This is a genomic window from Micromonospora sp. HM134 (assembly GCF_007833915.1).
Taxonomy (GTDB): domain Bacteria; phylum Actinomycetota; class Actinomycetes; order Mycobacteriales; family Micromonosporaceae; genus Micromonospora; species Micromonospora wenchangensis.
Genome location: NZ_CP041061.1, coordinates 7,208,131 through 7,230,928 on the forward strand (window position 1 = coordinate 7,208,131; position 22,798 = coordinate 7,230,928).

Below are 22,798 nucleotides of genomic sequence, written 5' to 3' on the forward strand. Positions count from 1 at the left end.
GGAACTGCCGGCCGGCGGGTCGACTGCCCGTCGTCGTGGCGATGGCCCGGCGTACGGCACGCGCCGGCCGAGGCGGCGTGCTGCCGGCGCTGCGCTGCTCCCGCGTACACCGGTTCCCCAGCGCGGTTGCCCCCGTGCTGCGGTGCTGTGAGCCATTCCAGCACGCCCACCCCGCCCTAGCAATATCGACAACTATCAGCACAGCTCACGCGGCGGGGCGGACCGGCCGGCCTCCGGCGGCACGGGACGAGGGCCCCGCCGGTCAGCCCGGCGGGGCCCTCAGGTGCTCACCCGCTGCGGCGTCCCACCGCAGCCGGGCCGGTCAGTTGCAGGTGGTGCCGTTGAGCGTGAAGGGCACCGGGACGGCGGGGGAACCGTTGGCGGTGAAGCCGAAGCTGACCGCGCCGTTGGTCGGGATGTTGGCGTTGTGACTCTCGTTGCCCACCGTGACCGACGCGCCGGTCTGCTGGAAGACGCCGTTCCAGTGCCCTTGGATCAGCTGGCTGCCGGGGAAGGTCCAGCCGAGCGACCAGCCGTTGACGGCCGGGCCGTCGTTGTAGACGGTGACGCTGGCGTTGAAGCCGGTGCCCCACGAGTTGGTCACCACGTACGACACGCGGCAGGTGCTCGCGAGGGCGGTCGCCGGCCGGATGTCGCCGTAGTCGTCCCGGGCGGTGGCGAAGTCCTGGAAGCCGAAGCCGGGACCGGCCGACCGGGTGGTGGTGCCCGCCGCGAGGACGGTGCCGTTGGGGTTGACGAAGTAGACCGGTCCGCCGCTGTCGCCGCCCCGGGCCGCCTCGTCGCCGTCGAGCTGGGTGGCCTCGACCAGGTCCTCGATGTCGTCGTAGTGGAACTCGACCCGCAGGTTGCAGACCGGCCCGCCGAGCTCACCGGCCGAGGTGTACCCCGACTGGCAGAGCATCTGCCCGGGGAAGACCTCGGTCCAGCCGGTCACCTGGGCGCGTACCTCGTCGTTCTGCCCGCCGACATAGATGTGGCTGCCCGGCGAGGAGGTCGAGACCAGCATGGTGTCGTGGTCGTCGTTGCTGGCGACCGAGTAGCCGACGAGCGTCCCGGTGTTGGTGTTCGTGTTCCAGGCGACGTGCCAGGGCTGGCCGATGGGGCCGCAGTGTTCCGCGGTGAGCAGGTAGCCCGCGTTGGTGGTGTGGTTGCGGACGCCGAAGCCGGCGGTGCAGCCGTAGGTGGTCAGCCCGATGCCGATCCCGCCGTCGTACGGCGCGGCGTCGTTGTACCGGGACCGCTCGACCATCCGCTCCCGGACGACGGTGCGGGTGCTGACCCCGGTCGCCGGCAGCTTCGGCTGCTTCGCGCCGGCCTTCGGGTCGACGGCGACCTCGATCCCGGAGCCGTCGGTACGCAGCCGGACGGCGTGGGCCGCGTCGTTCGGGTCGGCGTCGACGACGGGGGCGAGCTTCGCCGCCGCCTTCTTCAACTCGCTGCGGGTGTAGGTGGCCCCGACGACCTCCACCGGGGCGGTACGGCGTGCGGTCGCCACCGCCGCCGCGACGTCACCGGGCAGGGCGCCCTTCCACCAGAGGGTGACGTGGTCGTCCACCAGGCCGATGCCGGCGTAGCCACGCGGCGCGCCGGCCTCGACGGCGGTGCGCACGACGTTGGCCGCGTCGACCAGCGGGGCCTGGGCGAGCATCCGGTCCCGGGCCTGCGCCGGGATCAGGTCGAGGAGGGAGCGGTCGTTCCCGGCCGTCGGCGCGGTCGCCGACGCGCCGAACGGCTGACTGGGGGCGGCGTTGGAGGGTGCCGTCAGCGGACCGACCACCACCGTGGCGCCGAGCAGCACGCCGGCGACCACCGAGCGGCGGGTCGCGTTCCAGGTTTGCGTCATGACCATGAGTCAAGTGATTCCGCCGACCCGGGAACAGGCAGAAGCATCGGCAAGAATCGACCGCCGGTGCCGTCCCGACGCCGACCGTGGCCCGGAGCCTGTGGCTGCGGGCCCGGCCGGCGTCGGGACGGGCGGGGTGGCCCGCCGTCAGGAGCCGGTGCAGGAGATGTTGCCGGGTGCGGTGCTGCTGCTGCCGTTGACCAGGAACCCGAAGGTGGTCGAGGCGTTCGGGTTCACCGAGCCGTTGTAGGCGGCGTTGCGGATGCTGACCGTGCCGCTGGTGCCGGTGCTGCTGCCGTTCCAGACGTTGGCGATGGTCTGCCCGCCGGCCAGCGTCAGCTGCACGGTCCAGCCGGTGATGGCGGTGGAGCCGGTGTTGGCCACGGTGACCTCACCCTGGAAGCCGCCGTTCCAGCTGCTGACCGTGCGGTACGTCGCGGTGCAGCCGCCCGGCTGCCCGGTGGGCGGCGGCGTGGTCGGCGGAGCGCTGGTCGGCGGGGTGGTCGGTGGCGTGGTCGGTGGCGTGGTCGGTGGCGTCGTCGGCGGGGTGGTGGGCGGCGGGGTCGTCGTCCCCGGCACCGTGGTGGAGGCCGCGTTCAGCGCGTTGAGGACGGCGGTGTACGCCGCCTTGGGGTTGCTGTTGCGGTCGAACAGCAGCGGGTTCTCGTTGCCCCGCCAGGAGTCGCTGTCCCGGATGCCCCAGGTGGTGATGCCGACGCAGCGCGGGACGTTCATGCACGCCTGGGTCAGGCCCTGGTACTGGCTGGTCGAGGCGTTGGTGACGTCGGCCTCGGTCAGCGCCACGTCCACCCCGAGGGCGGCGAAGCTGGACAGCGTGGTCTGGAAGTTGCCCGGCAGCGAGCTGCCGCCGGTGAAGTGGGTCTGCAGGCCGACGCAGTCGATCGGCACGCCGCGCGCCTTGAAGTCCTTGATCATGTTGTAGACGCCCTGCGTCTTGGCGTACGTCCAGTTCTCGATGTTGTAGTCGTTGTAGCAGAGCTTCACCGACGGGTCGGCGGCCCGCGCGGTGCGGAACGCCACCTCGATCCAGTCGTTGCCGGTGGACTGGAGGTTGGAGGAGCGGCGGGTGCCGTTCTCGGCGTACGCCTCGTTCACCACGTCCCAGGCGTAGAGCTTGCCCTTGTAGTGGGCCATCACGCCGTTGATGTGGCTGATCATCGCCTGCCGCAGCGCGCTGCCGCTCAGGCTGCCCCAGAACCTCGGCTGCTGGGCGTGCCAGGCCAGGGTGTGGCCCCGGAACCGCATGCCGCGCTGGGTGGCCCAGTTGTAGATCGCGTCACCCCTGCTGAAGTCGAACTGCCCGGGGTTGGGTTCGGTCGCGTCCGGCTTCATCTCGTTGACGGCCGTCATCATGTCGAACTCGCGGCTGGCGATGTTCAGGAAGCCGGAGTCGTTGAGCCGGTCCGACCCCATGGCGGCACCGAAGTACCGGCCGCTGCGCTCGGCGGCGGCCTTCAGCGTCGTCCCGGGCGGTCCGCTGAGGTCGGCGTGGGCCAGGGTCGCCACGGCCATCGAGGACACGGTGATCGCTAGGGCGCAGGCGCCGCCCAGGAACAGCCGGGTGGCCCTCCTGGTACGGCGTCGCGGTCGAGCGGGTACGTCGTTCATCTGTGCTTTTCCTCCTCGGTGTTCCGTCCGGTCCTCGCCGTGGCGGGCACGCGACCGGTCGACCGCTGGTGGGATCGACGACCGGAACACCGCGCCTGCGGCGGGACCAGCACGTCACAGGGAGGCCGGCCGGGGTCGCCCGGTCGCGCCTCATCGATGACCACCGGCCGGCTGCCCGGTCCGCCCGGTGGATGGCGAACACTCCGCGTCCTACGCCCGTGCGGGGTGACGCTGCCCTGCCGTGATGCTATATCGAATGGATTCGATCTGCGACAGGTGCCGGCCCCGGACCGGCGGTCGTGGACCCTCCGCGACGGCCCGGCCACCCGCAGGCGGCACCCTCAGCGGGTACCCGCCCGCCGGGCCGCCAACTCCGTACGGTTACGGACGCCGAGCTTGCGGAAGATGTTGCCCAGGTGGAACTCGATCGTCTTCACCGAGACGAAGAGCCGCTGCGCCGCCTCCCGGTTGCTGAGCCCGTTGGCGATCGCGGTGGCGACCCGGGCCTCGGCCTCGGTCAGCGTCGGCCCCCCGGCCGGCACCGGGAACGGCGGGGCGGCGACCGGCGGCGGCGCGGCACCCGGCGGGGTCGTACCGAGTGAGCGGAGGTCCCGCATCACCAGCGTGAGCATCCCGGCGGCACCCGTCCGGGCGTACCCCGCGCACGCCTGCTCCAGCAGCCGGGCCGCCTCGCCCCGCCGGCCGGCCCGCCCGTGGTGCACGCCGAGCAGCCAGGCGACCCGGGCGGCGAGCAACTGCTCGACCGGGCGGGTCAGCAGGTCCACCGCCGCCGTCAGGGTCGCCGTGGTGGCCGTGCCCGGATCGAGGATCCAGGCCCGCCACGCCGGCAGCACCGGTCCTCCCGGCCAGGAGGCCGGCGGGTCGTCGACCCCGGCGAGCAGGTCACCGGCCAGCCGGGACCGGCCGGCGAGGGCGTGGTGGGTGGCCAACTCCCAGCGGTGCTCGTACTGGAGGCCGGCGGTCACCCCGACGTCCCTGGCCACCACGAGTTCGAGCAGCCCGGCCCAGGTCTCCCGGTCACCCCGGACGAACGCCAGCGCGGCCGTGCACTCGGGCAGGTGGCGGGCCACCCAGGCCGAACCGACCTGCGCGGCCAACTCCCGGGCCTGGTCCAGGTGGACGGCGGCATCGTCCAGGTCACCACGCAACGCGTCGCACTTGGCCAGCCAGGAGGTCGCCTCGGCCTGCACGTCGGGGGTGCCGCACTGCGCGGCCAGTCGGGCCGCCTCCCTCAGCTCGGCCTGGCCCCGGACCAGGTTGCCGGCCCAGCAGTCACCGACCCCGACCAGGGCGAGCAGCCGGGCCCGGTCGGCCGGCGGCAGGTCCAGCGCGGCGAGCAGCGGGGCGAACCGGCGCGCCTCGTGCGGACGCATCAACGTCATCACGGCGGTCAACGCGCACTCCACCAGCACCGGGTCGTCGCCGAAGGCGTGCTCGTCGAAGATCCGTACGGCGGCGTCGAGGTGCTCCGGGCCCTCGGCGAGGCCGGCCCGGGTGGCCGCCGTACCCGCCAGGGTCCGGTAGATCAGTGCGGTACGCGCCGAGCCGCTCGCCTCGTCGGCCGTCCGCACCCGGGTCAGCAGCGGGAGCAACTGGTCGCTGTCGGTGGTCCGGGACAGCGTGAGGAAGGCCCGGAACAGCAGGCGCGCGGCCTCGTCCGGGTCGGCACGGTCGGCCGCCGACAGCAGGCGCTCGGCCGTGATCTCGGTGGACACCGGCTGAGCGTAGAACCCGGGGCCAACCCTGGGGATTTCCCTGGTGCCCAGGTCACCCCGGCCCACCGAGACTGCATGCACCTGCCGGTCCACCCGGCCGGTGGGCGTTCGCGAACGGATACGAGGTAGCACCATGAAGCGCAGGACCGTACAGATCGACACCATTCCCGCCGACGGGGTGGAACTGGCGGACGAACAGCTCGCCCGGATGCTCGGTGGCCTGCCGCGCCCCAACGCCGGCTCGTCGAAGACCATCGACGACATCCCCGGCGGGGGACGACCGGACACCGACACCGACTTCTGATCCCGTCACCGTCGGCGATCCGGCCCACCGGTGGCCGGACCGTCGGCGGGCCCCCGCCCGGAGTACCCATGATCCTCATCCTGACCGCCCCCGACGACGTGCACGCCGACGCGGCCGAGGTGGAGTTGGGCCGGCGCGGTGCCGCCTGGGTCCGCTTCGACCCGGCCGACGTGCCGTCCCACGCGTCGCTGTCGGTGACCATCCGGGACGGGCGGCTGGCCCGTACCCTGATCCGGCACGCCGACCCGGACGGCCCCGGTCGGGGCGACACCGGCGGCCGGGCGGTCGACCTCGACGCGGTGACCGCCGTCTGGTTCCGCCGCCCCGGCGTCCCGGTCGCCCCGCGCCACCTCGCCGAACCCCACGCCGGTTTCGTGGTCGAGGAGAGCCGGCAGTTCGTCGGCGACGTCTGGGAGACCCTCGACGTGCCGGCGCTGCCCGCCCCCCGGCCGGTGGTGCTGCGGGCCCAGCAGAAGATCCGCCAACTCCAGCTCGCCCTGCGCCTCGGCTTCGACGTGCCGGCCACCGCCGTCGGCAACGACCCCCGCGAGGTTCTCGACCTGTTCGACCACACCGGCGGTCGGATGATCACCAAGCAGGTCGGGCTGAACAGCCTCCGCGACGATCTGCTGCGGTTCACCGAGCCGGTCACCCACCGCGACGTCGGCCACGTCGACGGGGTACGCCACTGCCCCCTCATCGCGCAGGCGCGGGTCCCCAAACGGGTCGAGCTACGGGTCACCGTCGTCGGGGACCGGGTGTTCACCGCCGCCATCGACTCCCAGCGGTCGAACCACGCCCGGCACGACTGGCGTCGCCAGGACGACCGGAACACCCCGCTGAGCCGCTACGACCTGCCCGACGACGTCGCCGCCCGGTGCGTGGCGCTGACCCGCGCGCTCGGCCTGCGCTACAGCGCCCTCGACCTGATCGTCACCCCCGACGACCGGTACGTCTACATCGAGATCAACCCCAGCGGCCAGTACCTGTGGGTCGAGGAGGAGACCGGGCTGCCCATCACCGCCGCCGTGGTCGACCTGCTCACCGCGCCCACCCCCACCCCCGGAGCCACCACATGACCACCCTGGACCCGGCCCTGCTCGACGCCGCCGTCACCCTGGTACGGGAGCTGACCACCGACCGCGCCGGCCTGCCCGAGGCCCGACGACGCCTCACCCCGCTGCGGGAACGCTGGCCCGCCGCCGATCCGGCGGTGGTACGCGACGAGGAGGCGGCCGACGGGTCGGTCGCCTTCGACGTGCTGCTGCGCGAACCCGCCGGCACGGTCTCCGTGGCGTACAGTCCGACGCCGGCACTGCCGTGGCCGCTGCGCGGGGCGGTCCGGCACTCCGACCATCACCTCGCCCGGGTCGGCACCCGGACGCTGCGGGTGGGTGAGGCGCTCACCGCCCTCGACTTCCTCTGGTACGACCACGACGTGCTCGCCCGGCTGGCCGACACCGGCCTGGTCGCCGAGGAACTGGAGCAGCACCCGGCCGAGGTCGACGACGGCGAACTCCAGGCGGCGGCCGACGCGTACCGCCGGGCCAAGGGGCTGCTCGACGCCGAGTCGACCGCACGGTGGCTCGCCGAGCGGGGGCTCACCGCCGAGGACTTCGCCGACCTGATCGCCCACACCGTGGCGGTCGCCCGGCTCCGCGCCCGGGTGGCGGGTGACCGGCTGCCGGAGTGGTTCGCCGCGCACCGGTCCAGGTTCGACCGGCTCCTGATCGCCTGGACCGCCGAAGGGACACCCCCCGCCGACCGCGCGGCGGCGCTCGCGGCGGTGGCCGACGCCGTCCGCGCCGGCCGGGCCGCCGGCACCCTGCGGACGGTCGCGGCCGTGGCCCCGCCCGAACTGCGCGACGCCGCCGGGCCGGTGTCGACCACGATCGCCGGTACGGCGGTGACGGCGGTGGTGGTCGACCGGGAACCGGCCGTCCTCGACGACGACATCCGAGCGCTGGTCGAGCGGGCCATGTTCGACGAGTGGCTGGCGCAGCGGCGGGCAACCACCGACATCGAGTGGTTCTGGCTGCCCCGGGACCGGACGACCCGGGTCCGGTGACCGGCCGGCGACGGGTGCCGGTGGTGCTCCAGGTCGCCGCCACCGACTGTGGGCCCAGCGCGCTCGCCATGCTGCTCGCCGCCTACGGCCGGGCGGTCCCCGTGTCGTACCTGCGGGCCCGGCTCGACGTCGGCCGGGACGGCCTGAGCCTGCGCGACCTGCGCGACGAGGCGCAGCAGCACGGGCTGCGCTGCCGGGCGATCGTCCTGCCCGCGCTGCGTCGGGACGCCACCCGGTTGCGGGAGCTGCCGACGCCGCTGCTGGCCCACTGGAACGGCGACCACTACCTGGTGGTGGAGCGGATCGGCCGCCGGGGCGTCGACGTGGTCGACCCGGCCGTGGGCCGCCGCCGGCTCTCCCCCGCCCAGTTCTCCACCGGCACCACCGGGGTGGTGCTGCTGGCCGCAGCCGACGGTCCCGCCCCGCCGGCGCCCCCGGCACCGTCACCGGTACGCGACCTGCTGGTGCCGGTGCTGCGCCGGCACACCGGGCTGCTCGCGCTGCTGGCGGCGACCTCGGTGCTGCTCACCGCGACCGGCCTGGCCGTACCGTGGGCGACCGCCGCGCTCATCGACGCCGCCGCGCCCCCGGCGGTGACCTGGCTCGCCGCCGTCGCCGCGCTGGCCCTGCTCACCGGGACGTTGTCCCTGGCCCGGGGGCTGACCGTGACCAGCCTGCAACGGCGCATCGGCAGCCGGCTCGGCACCGAGACGGTGCACCGGCTGTTCGAGGTGGTCTACCGGTACTTCCACCGCCGGTCGGCAGGCGACCTGGTCGACCGGGTCCGGGCGGTGGCCGGCGTCCGGGACCTGCTGGCGTCGGCGCTGGTCGCCACCGCCCTGGACGGGCTGCTGGTGGTCGGCTACCTGACCGTGGTGACCGTGCTGGCGCCGGTGCTGGGGCTGGTGGCCGCCGCCGTGATCGCGGTCCAGGCGGGCATCGCGCTGTGGGTCGGCCGCCGCTCCGGCGCGCTGCAACGGGAGGAACTGCTCGCCTCCGGTGAGGAGGCGGCCCGGCTCTCCGAGGCGGTGCAGGGCATGGCGGCGATCCGGGTCGCCGGGGCCCAGCAGCGGGTGCGGGGGCGCTGGCAGGAGTCGTTCGACCGGGGGGTGTCGGCGGCGCACCGGCTGGCCCGGCTGGCGGCGGTCTCGGACGCGCTGCTCGCCGCCGGGTCGATGGCGTGCCCGGTGCTGATGCTGCTGGTCGCGGTCCGGCAGGCCGACTCGCCGGGGCGGGCCGCCGGCCTGTCCGCGCTCGCGGTCGCCGCGATCACCCCGGCGGTCGCGCTGGCCCAGCGGCTGCCGTCGTTCACCCTGCTCGCCCCCACCATGGACCGGCTGGCCGACATCGTGGACGCCCCGGTCGAGCAGCCCATCCCGGGTGCGCCCGCGCCCCGGCTCACCGGGCTGGTCACCCTCACCGGGGTGGGTTTCCGGTACGACCGGCGGTCGCCCTGGGCGCTGCGCGACGTCACCGCCGTGATCCGGCCCGGCAGCAAGGTGGCGGTGGTGGGCGGCTCCGGCAGCGGCAAGAGCACCCTGGTCGGCCTGCTGACCGGCCTGTACGCCCCGGCCGAGGGACGCATCCACGTCGACGGCCACGACCTCGCCACGCTGGACCTGTCCTCGGTGCGCCGGCAGATCGGGGTGGTCCTCCAGGAGACCTACCTCGGCGCGGGCACCCTGCGCGAGGCGTTGACGCTGTCCTGCCCGGACGCGTCCGACGCGGCCGTCGACCGGGCGGTACGGCTGGCCGCGCTGCACGACGACGTGGCGGCCCTGCCGATGGGGCTGCACACCCACCTCGGCGACGGTGGCGTCGGCCTGTCCGGCGGGCAACGCCAGCGGGTCGCGCTCGCCCGCGCGTTGCTGGCCGACCCGGCCCTGCTCATCCTGGACGAGGCGACCAGCGCGCTGGACACGGTGACCGAGGCGGCCGTCGAGGCGGGCCTGCGGACGCTGCCGGTGACCCGGCTGGTCATCGCGCACCGGCTGTCGACGGTCGCGGACGCCGACCTGGTGCTGGTGCTCGACCGGGGCAGGTTGGTGGAGTGCGGACCGCCCGGGGTGCTGCTGGCCGCCGGTGGGCCGTTCGCCCGGCTGGCCGGGGTGCCCGGTGCCGTCCGGTCGTGGCCCGACCCGGTCCGCTGAGCCGGTCACGGCGCGTGCGGGACGGCGGCGAACGCGACGAGGTCGAGGCGGCCGTGGGTGGGCACGTAGCGGGTGAGCGAGGTGTTGGCGACGGGGGTGGTGGCGAGGATCGCGTCGAGGTCGGCGAACGGCAGCCCTTCCAGGACGTGCCGGGCGGCGACGACCACGGCGTCGTGGGCCACCACCCACACCCGGCGGCCGGCGTGCCGGCGGTGCAGATCGGCCAGGGCGGCGCGGACACGGGCGGCGACGTCGTCGAACGTCTCGCCGCCGGGTGGCCGGTAGGCGTAGAGGCCGTCGGCGGCGAGCCGGGCCGCCTCGGCGGGGAACCGTTCGGCGATCATGAGCGGGGTCAGGAGTTCCAGCTCGCCCATGAGCCGGTCGACCAGCCGCCGGTCGAGGTCGACCGGGGCCGGGGTGACGCCGAGGGCGGCGGCGGTGTCCGCCACCCGGGTCCAGGTCTGCCGGGCCCGCCGGTACGGGGAGCAGACCACCTGGTCGGGACGCCGGTCGGCGGGCTGTGCCGCGAGCCAGCGGCCGAGCCGGGTGGCCTGTCGCCAGCCTGACGGGGACAGCGGGACGTCGGCGTCGCGCCCGGTGAGGCCGTGCGTGGCGACGCCCCGCGCGTGGGCCTCGGCGAACGCGACGTTGGCGACGCTCTGCCCGTGCCGGACGATGGTCAGCTCCGCGACGGTGTCCATGGCTCCACTGTCGTCCAGGGTGCCCACTGTCCGGCAGCGGCCGGCGCGGAGCGACGCGCGGCGGCGGGGCGGGTCCGTAGCGACGGCGGCACACGGCGGGCCGCCAGCTCCGATGCCCCGGACGCACGTGTTTCCGAAAGTTTCCGAAAGTCGTTGACGCGTTCGAAATGCCGCTGCAATACTCCGATTCACAGCGACATCAACGCATCTCGATAGAACCCCGCGCCCCCAGGTATCACCGCCCCCAGGAGGACCTGCGCATGATCTCCAGCACCGGCAGCCCCGGCCGCCCGTCCCGCTCCCGAGCCTCCCGCCTGACCGTCCGGTTGGCGGTGCTCGCCACCACCGTGGCGCTGGGCGCCGTCGGCGTCGCGGTCTCCGCCACCCCGTCCAGCGCCGCCGCCTGCAACGGCTACGTCGGTCTCACCTTCGACGACGGCCCGACCGGCAGCACCGGCGCGCTGCTGTCCGTGCTGCGTGCCAACAACGTCCGGGCGACCATGTTCAACGTCGGGCAGAACGTGCAGGGCAACCAGTCCGCCGCGCGGGCCCAGGTCGACGCCGGCATGTGGATCGGCAACCACAGCTGGAACCACGCGCACATGACCTCGATGAGCCAGAGCCAGATGCAGTCGGACCTCTCCCAGACCAACTCGGCGATCCAGTCGGCGACCGGCGTACGGCCGCAGTTGTTCCGCCCGCCCTATGGGGAGACCAACTCGACCCTCCAGTCGGTCGCCTCGTCGCTCGGCCTGCGCCAGGTGATCTGGGACGTCGACTCCCAGGACTGGAACGGCGCGAGCGTCAGCCAGATCGTCTCCAACGCCGGCCGTCTCCAGGACGGCCAGGTGATCCTGATGCACGACGGCATCCAGAACACCCGCGACGCGATCCCGCAGATCGTGGCCAACCTGAACAGCCGTGGCCTCTGCCCGGGCATGATCTCGCCGAGCACCGGCCGGGCGGTGGCCCCGGACGGCACCCCGCCGACCGGCACCCCGACCACCCCACCCACCGGCACACCGACCACTCCGCCGGCCGGTGGCGGGTGCACCGCGACGGCGACGTACCCCAACGTGTGGGGCGACCGGTACAACACCTCCGTGACGGTCCAGGGCGGCGGCAACTGGACGGTGGTGGTGGCGCTGACCGCGCCGCAGCGGGTCAACACCACCTGGAACGGCACCCCCAGCTGGGACAGTTCCGGCTACGTGATGACGATGCGGTCCAACGGCAGCGGCAACACCTTCGGCTTCACCACGATGATGAACGGCAACAGCAGCGCCCGCCCCCAGATCCGCTCCTGCACCACGGGCTGACCGACGGGCGGCTGTCGAGCCATCGACCCCGGGGCCGCACAGCCCCTCGACCCGTCCCGACCACCGGCCCTCCCCGGACGCCTCCGTGGCGTGCGGGGAGGGCCGCCGCGTCGCCGCGCCCGTCAAGGCGGGCTCCGAAACTATCGGGTCACCTGCTCGAAACTACCGGTTGAAAACCCCGGGATTACCTGCCAACCTGAAATCCATCGATGAACGTGAACGTTAACAGCATGCTACGGGTCACCCACCACCCACCACCAGGAGGTACCGACAGTGCGAGGACACGCACCGCACTCCCCGCCCCCGGAGCAGCCCCGCCCCGCCCGGGTCTCCCCCGCCGGCGGGGAAGGCTGGTCACGCTCGCCGCGGCCGGGATCGCCGCCGCCCTCGTCGGGCTGTTCACCATGACGGTGGCGACCGGGACGGCGTCGGCCGCCGACAACCCGTACCAGCGGGGTCCTGACCCGACCCGGAGCAGCGTCGCGTCCGTGAACGGCCCGTTCGCCAACACCTCGGTCGCCGTCCCGACCGGGTACGGCTTCAACGGCGGCCGGATCTACTACCCGACCGACACCAGCCAGGGCACCTTCGGCGCGGTCGCGATCTCGCCGGGCTACAACGCGCTGTTCTCCGCCGAGCTGGCCTGGATGGGCCCGTGGCTGGCCTCCCACGGCTTCGTCGTGATCGGCATCGAGACCAACAGCCGCAACGACTTCGACACGGCCCGGGGCACCCAACTGCTCGCCGCGCTCGACTACCTGGTGCAGCAGAGCCCGGTACGGGACCGGATCGACCCCAACCGGCTGGCGGTCTCCGGTCACTCCATGGGCGGCGGTGGGGCGCTGAGCGCGGCCCTGCGACGTTCGTCGTTGAAGGCGGCGGTCGGCATCGCGCCGTACTCGCCGTCGTCGAACCTGGCCAACGACCGGGTGCCCACGATGGTCTTCGCCGGGCAGGCCGACACGGTGGTCACCCCGTCCTACGCCACCGGCCTCTACAACAGCCTCCCGGTCACGACGGAGAGCGCCTACCTGGAGGTCGCGGGGGCCGACCACGGGTTCATGGTCGGCCGGTCGAACCCGGTGCTGATCCGGACCATGCTGCCGTTCCTCAAGATGTTCGTCGACAACGACGCCCGGTACAGCCAGTTCCTCTGCCCGCTGGCGGACAACAACGGCGTGGTCAGCTACCGCAGCACCTGCCCGCTGCTGCCGTCGACGCCGACCACCCCGCCGCCGACCCCGTCGGACACCCCACCCCCGACCCCGTCCCAGACGCCGACCAGCTCGCCCACCGGCAACCCGCCCGGCACCGCCAGCCTGATCGTCGGCGCGCAGTCCAACCGGTGCCTCGACGTGCCCAACGCCTCCCGCGCCAACGGCACCCGGGTGCAGCTCTGGGACTGCAACCGGCAGGCCAACCAGTCGTGGACGTACACCTCCGGCAAGCAACTCCGGGTGTACGGCGACATGTGCCTGGACGCGGCCGGCTCCGGTAACGGTGCGGCGGTCCAGATCTACGGCTGCCACAGCCAGACCAACCAGCAGTGGAACGTCAACGCCAACGGCACCATCAGCAGCGTGCAGTCCGGGCGGTGCCTGGACGTCTGGAGCACGGCCAACGGGGCGCAGGTCCAGCTCTACGACTGTCACGGTCAGACCAACCAGCGGTTCACGCTGACGCCGCTGACCTGACGGTCCGGCCGGCCCCGACCGGGGTGACCGTTTACCGTGCCGGTGTCTCCCGTACGGGGGGAGGCACCGGCACGCCCCGGTTGGCGTCCGCCCCGTTGGTGATTTCTGCTCGGATTCGGTCGTTCACTCTGCTAATCGGGGTTGGCGGGACAATCCGTGTCCGGTTTGCGAGGCTTATCGGGTGCGGAGGGATGATCCCGCGCCACACCCGACAGCCGGGGGTCGGCGTCTGGTGGCCCGTGACCCCGGGGCCATCGGCGATGTGAGCTGGGTCGAGCTCTTCGTCGATCTGCTCTTCGTGTTCGCGTTCCTGGCCGTCACCACGCTGATGGGCGAGCACTTCAGCCCCCTCGGGCTGGTCCAGGGCGCGCTCGTGATCCTGCTCATCTGGCACTGCTGGACGCCGTGCGTCTGGCTCGGCAACGTGGTGCACCTCGACCGGGGGGTCATGCCCCCGATCATGCTCGGCATCTCCGCCGCCCTGCTGGTGATCGGGGTCGCGATACCCGAGGCGTTCACCGACCGGCGGGGCGGTCTACCCGGCCCGCTGGTGCTGATCTGTGGATATCTGCTGATCCGGGCGACCACCATGGTCGTCCTCACGTTCGTCCGCCACCGGGGGGAGGGCGGACGGCGGTCGGCGGTCGCCGCCTGGTTGATCTTCGTCGCCGGCGGGCTGGTGCTGCTCGCCTCCGCCCTGGTGCCGCCCCTGCTGCCGACGACCGTCGACGCCGCACTGGTGCAGGTGGTGCTGTTCGCGAGCGCCCTCCTGATCGACTCTCTCATCCTCGTGGTGGCCAGCAGGGGCGGCTGGCGGGTCGTCTCGCCGTGGCACCTGGCCGAACGGCACGCCCTGATCGTGCTCATCGCGCTCGGCGAGACGATCATCTCGATCGGCGCCAGCGAAGGGCTCGGGGTGGACCGCCCGGTGACCTCCCAGTTGGCCGTCGGGGCCGTGCTGGGCATCACCGTGGTCTTCGCGCTGTGGTGGAGCTACTTCGACCTGGCCAAGGTGATCATCGAACGGGCCCTGAAGGCCAGCGCCGGCAGGAACCGCGCCCGGGTCGGGCGCGACGTCTACAGCGGGCTGCACCTGCCCATGATCGGCGGGTTGATCTTCTTCGCGCTGGGGCTCAAGCACCTCAACACGCACGCCACCCCGAGGAGCACCCATCCGTGGCCGTCGGGCGGCATCGCCGTCCTGTACGGCGGCGTGCTGCTCTACCTGGGGGCGCTCGTCGCCGTGGAGTGGCGGGCGGTCCGGCTGCTGGGCCGGGGTCCGCTGACGGGGGTGGCGCTGCTGACGGTGCTGCTGACGGTGGCCGGTCAGATCTCCGAGGTGCAGGCGCTGGTGGTGCTGGTCGTCGCCACCTGCGCGATGGTGGTGCTGGACAACACCGCCTTCCGGCAGCGGCACCGGCAACTCCACGAGTCGGTCGAGTCGGAGAATATCCAGGTCGGGACGGTCGACCCCCGGGAACTCTTCGTCGACCTCGTGTTCGTGTACGCCTTCATCGAGGTCACCGCCGTGATGAACCGCTTCCCGACCCTGCTCGGCCTGGCCCAGGGCATGATCCTGCTGGCGCTGCTCTGGTGGGCCTGGACGTCGTACACCTGGCTGGCCAACGCGGTCCGGCACGACAGCACGGTGGTACGGCTGAGCACGGCGGGCATCATGACGGCGGTGTTGCTGATCGGGCTGGCGATCCCGCAGGCCTTCGTCCCCCTGCCGGACAGCCTGCCCGGCCCGCTGCTGGTCATCGGGTGTTACATCGCCATCCAGCTCATGCAGGCGTTGATCTTCCGGCAGCTCGTCCGGGAGAACGCCGACCTGCGGGGCACCAGAACCCGGTTCGTCGCCACGGCGGCCACCATCGTCATCCTGCTGACGATCGCCGCAGTCGAGCTGGTCGCCCCCGAGTCGGTGACCCGGCACCCCGCCATGACGCTGCTCTGGGTGGCCGCCCTGCTCGTGCAGTACGTCGCCGGTTACTGGGCCGGCGGGCGGCTGTGGCGGATCAGGCTGGTCCGGCACTGGGCCGACCGGCACGCCCTGGTCATCCTGATCGCCTTCGGCGAGGCGGTCCTCTCCGTCGGCGTCTCCATCGACGACGAACCGATCTCCGCTCCCACGCTGATCGTCGTCGTCGCGTCCGTGGTGGCCCTCGGCACGATCTGGTGGAGCTACTTCACCGGCATCGACGCGGCCCGGATCGCACTCGGGGCCTACGAGGGGGACCGTCGGGTCCGCGCCGCGCGGGACGCGTACACCTATCTGCACCTGCCGATGGTGGCCGGGATCGTCCTGGTCGCCTACGGCCTGCACCAGACCCTGGCCGCGTCCCAGGACCGGCACGGCGCCCTGCTGGGCCACTACACGCTGTTCCTCGGGGTGGCGTTGTACCTGCTCGGCAACCAGATGTTCTGGCTGCGGATCTTCCGGACCGTCAGCCGCCACCGGCTCATCGGCGCGGGCATGGTCACCGTCCTGGCTCCGTTGACCGTCGCGCTGCCGTCCGTCGTCTCACTGGTGCTGCTGACCGTCGTCGGCGTCGTCTTCGCGGTCGTCGAGACGGTGCAGGAGGGCGACCCACGGACCCGGCGGCCCGCCCGGACCTGACCCGGGTCCGCCGGTACGCGGCTCAGCCGACGGTGCAGGGGCCGCCGTTGAGCGCGAAGCTGGTCGGCGGCGCGTTGCTGGCGTTCCAGCTGCCCTGGATGCCGAAGCTCACCGAGCCGTTCGCCGCGACGACGCGGTTCCAGTCGACGTTGCGGGCCGTCACCGTGGCCCCGCTCTGGCTGGTCGTCGCGTTCCACCCGGAGGTGATCCGCTGGTCTCCCCGGAAGCTGAAGGTGAGCGTCCAGCCGTCCATCGGCGCGGTGGCGGTGTTCTGGACCGTCACGACGGTGACGAACCCGCCCTGCCACTCGGACTGGTTCTGGTAGGTCACCCGACAGGTGGGCGGCGGCGGCATGGGTGTCGTCGGCGGGGTGGTCGTCGTCGGCGCGGTGACCGTGTTGGAGGCGATCGAGACGTTGCCGGCCGCGTCCCGGGCACGCACGTAGAACTGGTAGCGCAGCGGCGGCGACGGCGGCGGCGGGAGCGCGACCGTGTACGTCGTCGTCGGCACGGTGGCGACCAGGACCGAGGTGTACCAGCCGTCGAAGCGGTAGACGTTGTAGCCGCGTACCCCGACGTCGTCGGTCGACGGCGACCAGGAGAGCGTGGCGGTCGAGTCGGTCACGTCGCCGAGGGTCAGGTTCTGCGGCGCGCTCGGCGGGGTGGTGTCCGGCCCGGTGTCGGTGACCGGGGTGACCACGGTCACCGGCTCCGACGACAGGGAGCGGTGCCCGACGACGTCCCGGGCGGAGATCCGGAACAGGTACTGCCGGCCCGCGCTGATGTAGCTGGTGATCGTGGTGGTGGTGACGTTGCCGACGCTGGCCGACATGACGACGTCGTCGAAGGGGCTGTAGTACGTGATGTCGTAGCCGGCGATGGCGCAGCAGCCGGGGGTCGCGGCCGTCCAGGTGAGGGTGACCGAACCCGTCCGGACCTGGCTGGCGACGACGTTCGTGGGCACGCCCGGCGGGAAGGGCGAGGTGTTCGGGGTGCCCGGCGGGGTGGTGGGCGGCGCGGTCGCCGCCGCTCCCGTCAGGGGCACCGCGGCACCGACCGGCGCGGGCGCGACCGCGGGGTGTCCACCGGCGGCCGGTCCGGGGGGCGTCGTGGTGCCGGCGAGGGCGGCCGGCACGGCGATCGATCCCGTGCCGAGCACGGCGATCGACGAGACGACGGCGGCGAGCAGGCCGGGCCGCACCCGGCGGCGCAGCGCGGACGAACGGACCCCTGACATGCCTCCACCGTGCGGCAATACATCGATGCTTGTCAACGACTTGCATCATCCGGTGCGACCATCGCCCCCGGCGCCTCGGTCAGCATCGGCTTCCAGGCCAACCACACCGGCAACGCCGCCGCACCGACGGCGTTCACCCTCAACGGCGTCACCTGCACCAGGTAGCCGCCGTACCGGTCGCGGGCGGGCCCGGGGTGGCCCGCCCGCGACGCTCCCGGACGCCTGCGCCCGGACACGCCCCACGGCTCAGCCGGCCGTCCAGGCGCGGAGCTTGTCGGGGTTGAGGACCGTCCAGATGCGCCTGATCCGGTCACCCTCGATGTCGAACGCCAGCACCGCGCCGACGCCGCCCGCCACCTGCGCCACCAGACCGGGCTGACCGTTGACAGTGCGCTCCAGGAGCCGGATGCCGGATGCCGCGCCGCCCCGGTCGGCGAAGAACCGTGCGATCCGCTCGGCACCCTCGATCGGGTGGAGTTCGGCGCTGACGAGCCCGCCACCGTCGCCGGTCGCGGTGGCGTCCGGCGTCAGCAGACCGACGAGCGCGTCGATGTCGGTGGTCTCCCACGCCTGTTTGAAGGCCCGCACGATGCCGGCCTGCCGGGCTGCCGGCACCCTGGGCGCGGACGACCCGCGAACCCGACGGCGGGCGGACGAGGCCAACTGGCGGCACGCGGCCGGCGTACGGCCGACGACCTCGGCCACCTCGGCGAAGGAGTACCGGAATACGTCGTGCAGGATGAACGCGACGCGCTCGGCCGGTGTCGTCGATTCGAGCACCACCAGGAAGGCCATGCTGATCGACTCGTCCAGGGTGACCCGGTCGACCGGGTCACCCGTACCGTCGCCGGTCCACCCGGCGCTGTCGGGCAGGGGCTCCGGAATCCACTCCCCCACGTAGCGTTCCCGCCGGACGCGGGCCGAGCCGAGCACGTCGAGGCAGATCCGGCCGGCGACCCGGGCCAGCCACGCACCCGGGGTCTCGATGGCCCCCCGCTGGTCAGGGGAGAGGGCGTACCAGCGGGCGTACGCCTCCTGTACGACGTCCTCGGCGTCGGCCAGGGACCCGAGCAGCCGGTACGCGAGACCGATGAGCTGGGGCCGCTCGCTCACGAGCCCGCTCGGGGCCGGATCGGGCCAGTCCAGCCCGGGCCCGGTGGGGTTGGTCATGCTGACGCCGACTCCCTTGATCGTCCGCTTCCCCACCGGTTCGACGACGGCGCCCGGAGCTGCGGAATCGAAGCGCCGCCTGACATTCGGCAGGGCTGTTTCGTCGTATCAGTAGGCCGAACACTATCCCAGCGACCCGCGGGGAGAACCTGACATGAACCTCGCCCTGTGCGACACCGGGACCGCCGTGGTGGACCTCGTGCCACCGGTGCCGGCCGGTTTCGTGGTCGGGGGTCGCTTCGGCCCGTACTCCGTCAGCAGTTGATCCAGGGCCATCGTCACGGCACCGCCGACCGGGAGAAAACGATCATGGAACCAGTGAACCTCGCGATCATCTACTACAGCGCCACCGGCACCGTGCACACGCTGGCCAAGGCCGCGGCCGAGGGGGCGGAGAAGGCCGGCGCGAACGTACGCCTGCGCAAGGTGGCCGAGACGGCTCCGGCCGAGGCGATCAACGCGCGGGAGGAGTGGGCCCAGCACGTCCGGGACACCGCCGACGTCGAGGTGGCCACCGGCGACGACCTGGACTGGGCCGACGCGGCCCTGTTCGGCACCCCCACCCGCTTCGGCAACGTGTCGAGCCAACTCAAGGCGTTCATCGACACCCTCGGTCCGCTGTGGTTCCACGGCAAGCTCTCGAACAAGGTCTACTCGGCCTTCACCGCCTCGAACACCCCGCACGGCGGGCAGGAGTCGACCCTCCTGTCGCTGTCCAACGTCTTCTACCACTGGGGCGGGATCATCGTTCCGCCCGGCTACACCGACCCGATCCAGTTCCAGTCGGGCAACCCCTACGGCACCTCCCACGTGGCCGGCAGTGGCGCGCCGGGTGACGTCACCCTCCAGGCGGCCCGCTACCAGGCCCGCCGGGTGGTCGACACCACGGCCGCGCTGAAGGCGGGCCGCCCGGCCTGATCCGACCCCCGGCGACAGCCGGAGGAAGGGTGCCGCGCGCCGGTCGGGCCGGGCCCGTCGAGGTCCCGAACCGACCGGCGGCGGGTCGCCGTACGACGTCGGTGGCGTACGGCGTCAACCGGCGAGCCGGACCGGCAGGGCGGCCAACCCCCGGGTGAGCAGGCCCGGCTGCCACTCGATGGCGTCGGCGTCCACCGCCAGGCGGGCCTGCGGGAACCGGGCCAGGAAATCCCCGATGGCGACCTGTGCCTCCATCCGGGCCAGCGGTGCCCCCATGCAGTAGTGGATGCCGTAGCCGAACGACAGGTGCGGGTTGCGCTCGCGGTTCATCAGGAACCGGTCGGCGTCGGCGAACGCGGTGCCGTCCCGGTTGGCCGCGTGCAGGGACACCATGACCAGGTCACCGGCCGCCACCTCCGCGCCGAAGAGGTCCATCGCCGAGGTGGCGGTACGCAACGCGGCACCCGTCACCGGGCTCTCGTACCGCAGGAACTCCTCGATGGCCCGGGGCAGGTCCTCGGGGTGGGCCCGGATGTGGTCGGCCAGTTCCGGGGTCCGCAACAGCAGGTAGAGGCCGTTGCCGATCAGGTTCGTCGTGGTCTCGTGGCCGGCGACGACGAACAGGAAGGCCGTCGAGATCAACTCGTCCTCGGTGAGCCGGTCGGCCTGGTCCCGGGCGGCGATCAACGCCGACAGCAGCGCGTCGTCCGGTTCGGCCCGACGCCGGGCGACCAGATCCTGAAGGTGCGCCACGAAGTCGGTGACCTCGCGGACCGGAAAGACCGGCGCTCCCAGCCCGGCGCTGAACGCGTCGGCCCACCTGCGGTAGTTGGCCCGGTCCTCGACCGGCACCCCGAGCAGTTCGGAGATCACCTGGACGGGCAGCGGGGACGCGTACCCGGCGACGAGGTCCGCCTCGGCGGGCCCGGCCGCCAGCCGATCCAGCAACTCCCCGGAGAGCTGCTCGACCCGGGGACGCAGCGCCTCGATCCGCCGGGGCACGAACGCCTTGGCGACCAGCTTGCGCAGCCGGGTGTGGTCGGGCGGGTCGATCCGCAGCATCGACGTGTTCATCGCGGACCGCACCTGCGGACTCAACGCGCCCTGGTCGAACCAGTCGTTGCGGTCCCGGTTGGACAGCCGTGGATCGTTCAGCGCCTCCCGCACCTCGGTGTGCCGGGTGACCATCCAGACCGGTACGCCGTTGGGCAGCCGCACCTGCCGGACCGGTCCGGCGGTGTGCATCGAGGTGAGGAAGTCCTGCACCGTCCCGGTAAGGTCGAGAACATCCGGGGAGTCGCTCATCAGCACCACTCCTCTCTCACATGGCGACGGTCACGGACCCGGCAGCGGGCGCGACGTCACCCGCTTGTCGTACCCGAGTCGGACAGCAGCATCTGGTCCAGCATCCGGGGCTGCCAGTTGTAGTACGACTGGACCTTGTAGTTGTCCTCACCGGTCGACGACACCCCCGCGTAGTAGACGAACCTGCTGTCGGCGGCGTTGTTGGGCAGCCCCCGGAGAAACTGCTCGATCTTCGGTTCGAGCGGGACCGGGAGGGATGCCGAATCCGACGTCATCACGGCGAAGCAGAAGCGCTCGACCGCCGAGGACTCCCAGCCCAGGCTGGCGTAGATACCGAAGGAGTGCCGGGCGAGCCGGAGCATCCGCTCACCCGGATCGGGCAGACCGAGTTCGCGGGTCATCGACAGGACGCCCTCGGGGGTGAGGCACGCGGCGGGCAGCGCGCCGAAGTACACGTTCACCGTCCGGTGCCGGTAGTCGATGCCGAAGGTGTTCACCTTGTCGTCGAGGCCGCGACGGGCGAAGAACCCGATGTTGTCGGCCAGGCTGCGGGGCATCGAGGGACATGCGGCGAGCGTGGCCAGCGACTGCATGCCGTCCGGCGGGAAGAAGACGTATATCTTCTTGAATCCGCCGGCCACGCCGAAGTCGATTCCGTAACCGGCGATCGGGCAGCCCTCGCGGATCTCGTCGAGCAGGGCACCGACCGGGTGGTCCGTCCTCCCGGTGAGCCCGTTCGACACCGCCACGGCGTACGGGTCGGTGTCCTTTCCGACGGTGAAGCGCCAGTCGAGATCACCCTGGTACCGCGCCCCGGTCGCCACCCGGAACGCGATGACGGCACTCGGCAGCGAATCCGCGTACGCGTCCAGGATGGGCTGGACCCGCTCCCGCGAGCAGGGCACCTCCAGCAACCGGGCCGATTCCTCGATGGCCGGATAGAGGTCTGCTGACTCGGCATGCTCGGACATTCATCCTCCAGGTGTCCGGATCGGCGCGCGGAACACGGGCCGACCCGTCGGCAGCGGCAGAAGCACGGGGTGGGCCCGGCTAGCGGGCGAGGATCACCGTGGTCGGCGACGGGGTGGGGTGGAAGGTGACGTCCTCGAAGCCGGCCTTGGCGAGCCATGCCAGGTAGTCGGCCCGCCGCCAGGTCCCGCCCCGCCTGCTCTTGAGCAGCATCTCCGCAGCGAAGATCAACGAGAAGGAGGGGCCGCTCCGGTCGTCGTCGACGACGTAGTCACAGATGACCAGGGTCCCACCGGGCCGGAGGGCGCCGCGCACCTTCGCGAAGAGGGCCGTGTTGTCCTCCGGCCCCTCCTGGTGGGCCACGTGGGAGTAGACCACGACGTCGTAGGCGGCGGCCGCCAACCCGGTGCTGTGGAAGTCCCCGTCGATGCAGGTGAACCGGTCGTCGACCCCCCGCTCGGCGACGAGCCGGCGGGCGATCGCGTTGATCGGTGCCCAGTCGAGCTGGGTGGCCCGGGCCGCCGGGTTCAACCCGAGCCAGGTGGCCGAGAAGATCCCCGAGCCGCCGCCGAGATCCAGGATCGAGATCTCGCCGGCGTCCGCCAGTCCCAGCAGCCCGGCGACGATCGCCGTGACCGGAACGGACTGCGGGGCGATGGCCGTCACCACCTTCTTCCAGTGGGGGTTGTCGGCGACCTCCACGGTCGCGGCCCTGACCGGTCCGCCGGCACGGACCACCTCCGGCAGGTCCGCCAGAGCAGCCATGTGGGTCATCTTGAGCTTGGCGAACTCGCTCAGGCTGGTGGGTTTCCCCTCGACCAGGAAGGTGGTCGCCTCGGCGGTGTTGCGGTAGCGACCGTCGTGCAGCTCGACCAGGCCGAGGCCGACGAGCCCGTCCAGGAGGGTCTGCGCCCCGCGCTCGGAGATGCCGGACCGGTCGGCCAACTCGCGGACGGTGTCCGTGCCGGCCTCCAGGTGGGTGAAGAGCGAGTGGCTCGCCGCGGCACCGAGGATGCCGGTGGCCCAGTAGCCGTTGACGAGGTGCATGATGCGGTCCGGGGTGGGCTGGTCGCTGGTCATGCTGCTCCTGCTCGGGTGTGGGGGCGCAGTTCGC

At 72.6% G+C, this 22,798-nt stretch carries 17 protein-coding genes and 1 pseudogene; 9 read left to right on the plus strand and 9 right to left on the minus strand.

The genetic code is table 11. The features are described from left to right. Nucleotides 1-322: 322 nt before the first annotated feature. The 3 genes from FJK98_RS31400 to FJK98_RS34745 all read right to left on the minus strand — a co-directional run bounded on the left by FJK98_RS31400 (nt 323) and on the right by FJK98_RS34745 (nt 5,229). Nucleotides 323-1,864, minus strand: a complete 1,542-nt coding sequence (locus FJK98_RS31400) for a cellulose binding domain-containing protein (RefSeq protein ID WP_145922240.1) — start codon at nt 1,862-1,864, stop codon at nt 323-325. A 147-nt stretch (nt 1,865-2,011) separates the two neighbouring features. Beyond that, nucleotides 2,012-3,493: an endo-1,4-beta-xylanase gene (locus FJK98_RS31405; RefSeq protein ID WP_145922241.1), complete on the minus strand. Its 1,482-nt coding sequence runs from the start codon at nt 3,491-3,493 to the stop codon at nt 2,012-2,014. A 341-nt stretch (nt 3,494-3,834) separates the two neighbouring features. Further along, nucleotides 3,835-5,229 (minus strand): helix-turn-helix transcriptional regulator, encoded by a 1,395-nt coding sequence (locus tag FJK98_RS34745; RefSeq protein ID WP_168222587.1) that lies wholly within the window; start codon nt 5,227-5,229, stop codon nt 3,835-3,837. Nucleotides 5,230-5,362: 133 nt separating this feature from the next. Here FJK98_RS34745 and FJK98_RS33460 point away from each other — a divergent pair, with 133 nt between their 5' ends. The 4 genes from FJK98_RS33460 (at nt 5,363) to FJK98_RS31425 (ending at nt 9,751) form a co-directional block, all read left to right on the plus strand. Then, complete coding sequence (locus FJK98_RS33460) at nt 5,363-5,533, plus strand: putative ATP-grasp target RiPP (RefSeq protein ID WP_168222588.1); 171 nt, start codon at nt 5,363-5,365, stop codon at nt 5,531-5,533. A gap of 68 nt (nt 5,534-5,601) precedes the next feature. Next, complete coding sequence (locus tag FJK98_RS31415) at nt 5,602-6,612, plus strand: RimK family alpha-L-glutamate ligase (RefSeq protein ID WP_145922243.1); 1,011 nt, start codon at nt 5,602-5,604, stop codon at nt 6,610-6,612. Further along, a complete protein-coding gene (locus FJK98_RS31420) occupies nt 6,609-7,601 on the plus strand; it encodes a TIGR04500 family putative peptide maturation system protein (protein ID WP_145922244.1) in 993 nt (330 codons plus the stop codon). The genes FJK98_RS31415 and FJK98_RS31420 overlap by 4 nt, the downstream gene beginning before the upstream one ends. Continuing rightward, nucleotides 7,598-9,751 carry a peptidase domain-containing ABC transporter gene (locus FJK98_RS31425; RefSeq protein WP_168222589.1) on the plus strand — a complete coding sequence of 718 codons (2,154 nt, stop codon included), beginning with the start codon at nt 7,598-7,600 and terminating at the stop codon, nt 9,749-9,751. Before FJK98_RS31420 ends, FJK98_RS31425 begins: the two co-directional genes overlap by 4 nt. A gap of 5 nt (nt 9,752-9,756) precedes the next feature. Here the strand turns inward: FJK98_RS31425 and FJK98_RS31430 are convergent, their stop codons facing one another. Beyond that, nucleotides 9,757-10,452 (minus strand): histidine phosphatase family protein, encoded by a 696-nt coding sequence (locus FJK98_RS31430; RefSeq protein WP_145922246.1) that lies wholly within the window; start codon nt 10,450-10,452, stop codon nt 9,757-9,759. A gap of 260 nt (nt 10,453-10,712) precedes the next feature. Between FJK98_RS31430 and FJK98_RS31435 the strand changes: the two genes are divergently transcribed. The 3 genes from FJK98_RS31435 to FJK98_RS31445 all read left to right on the plus strand — a co-directional run bounded on the left by FJK98_RS31435 (nt 10,713) and on the right by FJK98_RS31445 (nt 16,085). Further along, complete coding sequence (locus FJK98_RS31435; protein WP_145922247.1) at nt 10,713-11,771, plus strand: polysaccharide deacetylase family protein; 1,059 nt, start codon at nt 10,713-10,715, stop codon at nt 11,769-11,771. A 488-nt stretch (nt 11,772-12,259) separates the two neighbouring features. Continuing rightward, nucleotides 12,260-13,465, plus strand: coding sequence for a ricin-type beta-trefoil lectin domain protein (locus tag FJK98_RS31440; protein WP_305070085.1), 1,206 nt, complete (start codon nt 12,260-12,262; stop codon nt 13,463-13,465). 262 nt (nt 13,466-13,727) lie between these two features. Then, nucleotides 13,728-16,085 carry a low temperature requirement protein A gene (locus FJK98_RS31445; protein ID WP_168222591.1) on the plus strand — a complete coding sequence of 786 codons (2,358 nt, stop codon included), beginning with the start codon at nt 13,728-13,730 and terminating at the stop codon, nt 16,083-16,085. A gap of 22 nt (nt 16,086-16,107) precedes the next feature. Here FJK98_RS31445 and FJK98_RS31450 read toward each other — a convergent pair whose 3' ends face one another. Then, a complete protein-coding gene (locus FJK98_RS31450; RefSeq protein WP_145922249.1) occupies nt 16,108-17,322 on the minus strand; it encodes a cellulose binding domain-containing protein in 1,215 nt (404 codons plus the stop codon). 51 nt (nt 17,323-17,373) lie between these two features. Here FJK98_RS31450 and FJK98_RS31455 point away from each other — a divergent pair. After that, nucleotides 17,374-17,487 (plus strand): annotated as a pseudogene (locus FJK98_RS31455) (cellulose binding domain-containing protein); the annotation flags it as partial. Nucleotides 17,488-17,568: 81 nt separating this feature from the next. Here FJK98_RS31455 and sigJ read toward each other — a convergent pair. Continuing rightward, nucleotides 17,569-18,492: an RNA polymerase sigma factor SigJ gene (sigJ, locus tag FJK98_RS31460; protein ID WP_145922250.1), complete on the minus strand. Its 924-nt coding sequence runs from the start codon at nt 18,490-18,492 to the stop codon at nt 17,569-17,571. A gap of 309 nt (nt 18,493-18,801) precedes the next feature. Between sigJ and wrbA the strand changes: the two genes are divergently transcribed. Beyond that, a complete protein-coding gene (gene wrbA, locus FJK98_RS31465) occupies nt 18,802-19,410 on the plus strand; it encodes an NAD(P)H:quinone oxidoreductase (RefSeq protein WP_194821071.1) in 609 nt (202 codons plus the stop codon). 114 nt (nt 19,411-19,524) lie between these two features. Here wrbA and FJK98_RS31470 read toward each other — a convergent pair whose 3' ends face one another. The 3 genes from FJK98_RS31470 to FJK98_RS31480 all read right to left on the minus strand — a co-directional run bounded on the left by FJK98_RS31470 (nt 19,525) and on the right by FJK98_RS31480 (nt 22,764). Then, complete coding sequence (locus FJK98_RS31470) at nt 19,525-20,715, minus strand: cytochrome P450 (RefSeq protein WP_194821072.1); 1,191 nt, start codon at nt 20,713-20,715, stop codon at nt 19,525-19,527. 56 nt (nt 20,716-20,771) lie between these two features. Then, the gene (locus FJK98_RS31475; protein ID WP_145922251.1) at nt 20,772-21,686 is read right to left on the minus strand and encodes an aromatic prenyltransferase; all 915 of its coding nucleotides are present in this window, start codon (nt 21,684-21,686) and stop codon (nt 20,772-20,774) included. Between the two features lie 79 nt (nt 21,687-21,765). Next, complete coding sequence (locus tag FJK98_RS31480; RefSeq protein ID WP_145922252.1) at nt 21,766-22,764, minus strand: methyltransferase; 999 nt, start codon at nt 22,762-22,764, stop codon at nt 21,766-21,768. Between the last annotated feature and the right edge of the window lie 34 nt (nt 22,765-22,798).

Bases quoted from the DNA above. Each gene is read 5' to 3' on its own strand.
- FJK98_RS31435 (WP_145922247.1), top strand. From the start codon at position 10,713: ATGATCTCCAGCACCGGCAGCCCCGGCCGCCCGTCCCGCTCCCGAGCC.
- wrbA (WP_194821071.1), top strand. From the start codon at position 18,802: ATGGAACCAGTGAACCTCGCGATCATCTACTACAGCGCCACCGGCACC.
- FJK98_RS31475 (WP_145922251.1), bottom strand. From the start codon at position 21,686: ATGTCCGAGCATGCCGAGTCAGCAGACCTCTATCCGGCCATCGAGGAA.
- FJK98_RS31450 (WP_145922249.1), bottom strand. From the start codon at position 17,322: ATGTCAGGGGTCCGTTCGTCCGCGCTGCGCCGCCGGGTGCGGCCCGGC.
- FJK98_RS31405 (WP_145922241.1), bottom strand. From the start codon at position 3,493: ATGAACGACGTACCCGCTCGACCGCGACGCCGTACCAGGAGGGCCACC.
- FJK98_RS31420 (WP_145922244.1), top strand. From the start codon at position 6,609: ATGACCACCCTGGACCCGGCCCTGCTCGACGCCGCCGTCACCCTGGTA.
- FJK98_RS33460 (WP_168222588.1), top strand. From the start codon at position 5,363: ATGAAGCGCAGGACCGTACAGATCGACACCATTCCCGCCGACGGGGTG.
- FJK98_RS31480 (WP_145922252.1), bottom strand. From the start codon at position 22,764: ATGACCAGCGACCAGCCCACCCCGGACCGCATCATGCACCTCGTCAAC.
- sigJ (WP_145922250.1), bottom strand. From the start codon at position 18,492: ATGACCAACCCCACCGGGCCCGGGCTGGACTGGCCCGATCCGGCCCCG.
- FJK98_RS31400 (WP_145922240.1), bottom strand. From the start codon at position 1,864: ATGACGCAAACCTGGAACGCGACCCGCCGCTCGGTGGTCGCCGGCGTG.
- FJK98_RS31415 (WP_145922243.1), top strand. From the start codon at position 5,602: ATGATCCTCATCCTGACCGCCCCCGACGACGTGCACGCCGACGCGGCC.
- FJK98_RS31430 (WP_145922246.1), bottom strand. From the start codon at position 10,452: ATGGACACCGTCGCGGAGCTGACCATCGTCCGGCACGGGCAGAGCGTC.
- FJK98_RS31470 (WP_194821072.1), bottom strand. From the start codon at position 20,715: ATGAGCGACTCCCCGGATGTTCTCGACCTTACCGGGACGGTGCAGGAC.